Here is a 3,414-nt window from a genome sequence, read left to right on the forward strand (position 1 = left end):
CGCGGCGCAGGTCGGCCCAGGGCAGGTGGGAGGACAGGCGGCCGCGGCGGCCGTCGGGGCGGCGGACGGTGGCGTCCTTGCAGTCGACGTGGTAGATGCGGTCGGCGAAGTCCAGGATGAAGTTGGCCGCATCCAGGCCTTGCCAGACCATGTGGGAGGGGTCCCAGTTCAGGCCGAAGGAGGCGCGGTGGCCGATGGCCTCCAGCGTTTTCACCGTGGTGTAGTAGTCGTAGGCGATCTCGCTGGGGTGCACCTCGTGGGCGAAGCGCACACCGACCTCTTCGAACACGTCCAGGATGGGGTGCCAGCGGTCGGCGAAGTCCTGATAGCCCGCCTCGATCATCGAAGCCGGCGCGGGCGGGAACATCGCAACCGTGTGCCAGATCGATGAACCGGTGAAGCCGACCACGGTGGAGACGCCGAGTTTGGCCGCGGCACGCGCGGTGTCCTTGATCTCCTCGGCGGCCCGCTGCCGGACGCCTTCGGGTTCGCCGTCGCCCCAGATGCGGGCGGGCAGGATGCCTTTGTGGCGTTCGTCGATGGGGTTGTCGCAGACGGCCTGGCCGACCAGGTGGTTGGAGATCGTCCACACCTTCAGGTTGTGCTTCTCCAGGGTCTCCAGTTTGCGGGGGACGTAGGAGTCGTCGGCGAGGGCTTTGTCGACCTCGAAGTGGTCGCCCCAGCAGGCGATTTCCAGGCCGTCGTAGCCCCATTCGGAAGCGAGCCGACACACCTCCTCGAAGGGCAGATCGGCCCACTGGCCGGTGAACAGAGTGATCGGTCGCGTCATCCCACTACTCCACTTCTGTTGTTAAGGATTGCCCTGCCGCCCGGGCGGGTCGGGTGGCACCCGCCCGGTTCCCCGCTTCGGCGCAACGTGGAACCGGGCGCCCTGACCTGGACGCGTACCGGGCGGCAGGCGGGTGGGCCCCCCGAGGTCATATCGCGGTCCATCGGCTCTCGTCGGCGGCGCTCTGTTCCACCGCGGCGAGTACCCGTTGAACCTGCAGACCATCCTCGAAGGAGGGCGACGGGTCGAACCCGCCACCGATGGCCTCCAGAAAATCCTTGATCTCGTGCGTGAAGGTGTTCTCGTAGCCGAGCCCGTGACCGGGCGGCCACCAGGCCCCCGCGTACGGGTGTCCCGGCTCGGTCACCAGCACGCGCCGGAAACCCCCCTCCTCGGCCGCCAGCGTGTGGTCGTGGAACCACAGCTCGTTGAGGGCCTCGAAGTCGAAGGAGAGGCTGCCGAGCGAGCCGTTGATCTCGATCCGCAGCGCGTTCTTCCGGCCGGTGGCGAACCGGGTGGCCTCGAAGGAGGCCACTGCCCCGCCCGCGAACCGCCCGGTGAACAGCGCGGCGTCGTCCACCGTGACCTGGCCGCGGTCGACGCCGCCCTCGGCGGAGAGCCCGGCCGACTCGTCGGCCAGCGGGCGCTCCTTGATGAAGGTCTCGGTCAGCGCGGAGACGCCGGTGAGCCGGTCGCCCAGGATGAACTGGGCGGTGTCCACGATGTGCGCGCCGATGTCGCCCAGCGCGCCGGACCCGGCCTTGTCCTTCTGCAGGCGCCAGACCAGCGGGAACTCCGGATCGATGATCCAGTCCTGCAGGTACTGGGCCCGAACGTGCCGGATGACGCCCAGCCGGCCTTCGGCCACCAGCTGGCGGGCCAGCGCGATGGCCGGGACCCGGCGGTAGTTGAAGGCGACCATGCTGCGCACGCCCCGGGCCGCCGCGGCGCGGGCCGCGGCCGCCATCGCCTCGGCCTCGGCCACGGTGTTGGCCAGCGGCTTCTCGCAGATGACGTGCTTGCCGGCCTCCAGCGCCGCGATGGCGATCTCGGCGTGCGAGTCGCCCGGCGTGCAGATGTCCACGATCTGCACATCGTCGCGCTTGACCAGCTCCTTCCAGTCCGTCTCGACGGCCGCCCAGCCGAGCTGGGCGGCGGCTTCGGCGGTTCGCCCGGCGGACCGGCCGGACAGTACCGCCATCGACGGCGAGAGGGGCAGGTCGAAGAAGGCTCCGACGCTGCGCCAGGCCTGGGAGTGCACGCGCCCCATGAACGCGTACCCCACCATGCCGACCCCGATTTGCTGCTTCACGACTCGAAGCCCAGCGGCAGGTACTGGTCCACGTTCTCCTTGGTGATGGTCTCCGAAGCCAGCGTGATCGACTGCGGCACCTGCTTCTCCAGCAGATCGCTCATCCCCTTGCCCTGCGCGATCAGACGGGCCAGCTTGATCGCCGAGGAGGCCATCGTCGGGCTGTAGGTGACCGTGGCCTCCAGCACGCTGGAACCGGCCTGGATGTCGCGCATCGCGTTGGCCGAGCCGGCGCCGCCGACCATGAAGAACTCGTTGCGGCCGGCCTCCTTGATGGCGGCCAGCACACCGATGCCCTGGTCGTCGTCGTGGTTCCAGATCGCGTCGATCTTCTTGTGCGCCTGCAGCAGGTTGCTGGCCACCTCGGTGCCGGACTCCACGGTGAACTGGGCGTCCTGCTTGGCGGTCACGCTGAAGCCGTAGGACTTCAGCGCGTCCTCGAAGCCCTTGCTGCGGTCCTGGGTCAGCGGCAGGGTGGCGATGCCCTGGATCTCCAGGATGACCGGGTTGCTGACACCCTTGTCCTTCAGCTTCTTACCGATGTAGTGGCCGGCGGCCACGCCCATGCCGTAGTTGTCGCCGCCGATCCAGGTCCGGTAGGACAGCTTGTCGGGGAAGATGCGGTCCAGGTTGACCACCGGGATGCCGGCGTCGCTGGCCTGGCGGGCCACCTGGTTGAGCTGCTGGCCGTCGTTGGGCAGCATCACGATGACGTTGACCTTCTGCTGGATCAGCGACTCGACCGCGGAGATCTGCTGGTTGATGTCGTTGGTCGGCTCGACCGGCTTGAACTCCACATCGCTGTACTGCTTGGCCGCGGCCTCGGCGTTCTTGGCGATGGCCGCGATCCAGCCGTGGTCGGCGGCGGGAGCGGAGAAGCCGATCACGACCTTCTCGCCCGGCGCGTCGTTACCACCGGTGGCGGCCGCGGCCGGAGCCGCGCTGGTGGGGGCTGAGTTGGCGGCGGGAGCCGGCTCGTTGCTGGTACAGGCGGCGGCGAGGGCGCCGACACCGAGAACGGCTCCGCCGACGAGGAATCCGCGGCGACCCGGGTTCTGGGCCATGGTTTTCTCCCTTTGATGGTGGATCAGGCAGTAAGGAAGCAGGGCCGGAGGGGGGGATCCTTGGCCCGTTGAGGGTGATGGGGGCTAAGTGGCTGCTTGTAGGCTGCGCCGCTGCAGGAGTACGGCGGCGACGATGATCAGGCCCTTGGCGATCAGCTGGTCGCTGGTGTTCAGGCCGTTCAGGATGAACAGGTTGGTGATCACCGTGAAGATCAGCAGGCCCAGGATGGAGCCGATGATCGTGCCGC

General features: G+C 68.5%; 3 protein-coding genes. All 3 read right to left on the minus strand.

Annotated features, from left to right (window positions below; all coding sequences use genetic code 11):
* Nucleotides 1-790: sugar phosphate isomerase/epimerase family protein (locus tag KIP79_RS45965; protein WP_214111396.1), on the minus strand; the 790-nt coding region annotated here is incomplete at its 3' end.
* Between the two features lie 148 nt (nt 791-938).
* A complete protein-coding gene (locus tag KIP79_RS45970) occupies nt 939-2,102 on the minus strand; it encodes a Gfo/Idh/MocA family protein (RefSeq protein ID WP_308170258.1) in 1,164 nt (387 codons plus the stop codon).
* Nucleotides 2,099-3,166 carry a substrate-binding domain-containing protein gene (locus tag KIP79_RS45975; RefSeq protein WP_214111397.1) on the minus strand — a complete coding sequence of 356 codons (1,068 nt, stop codon included), beginning with the start codon at nt 3,164-3,166 and terminating at the stop codon, nt 2,099-2,101. The genes KIP79_RS45970 and KIP79_RS45975 overlap by 4 nt, the downstream gene beginning before the upstream one ends.
* Between the last annotated feature and the right edge of the window lie 248 nt (nt 3,167-3,414).

The sequence above is a fragment of the Acrocarpospora catenulata genome, assembly GCF_018476525.1.
Taxonomy (GTDB): Bacteria; Actinomycetota; Actinomycetes; order Streptosporangiales; family Streptosporangiaceae; genus Acrocarpospora; species Acrocarpospora catenulata.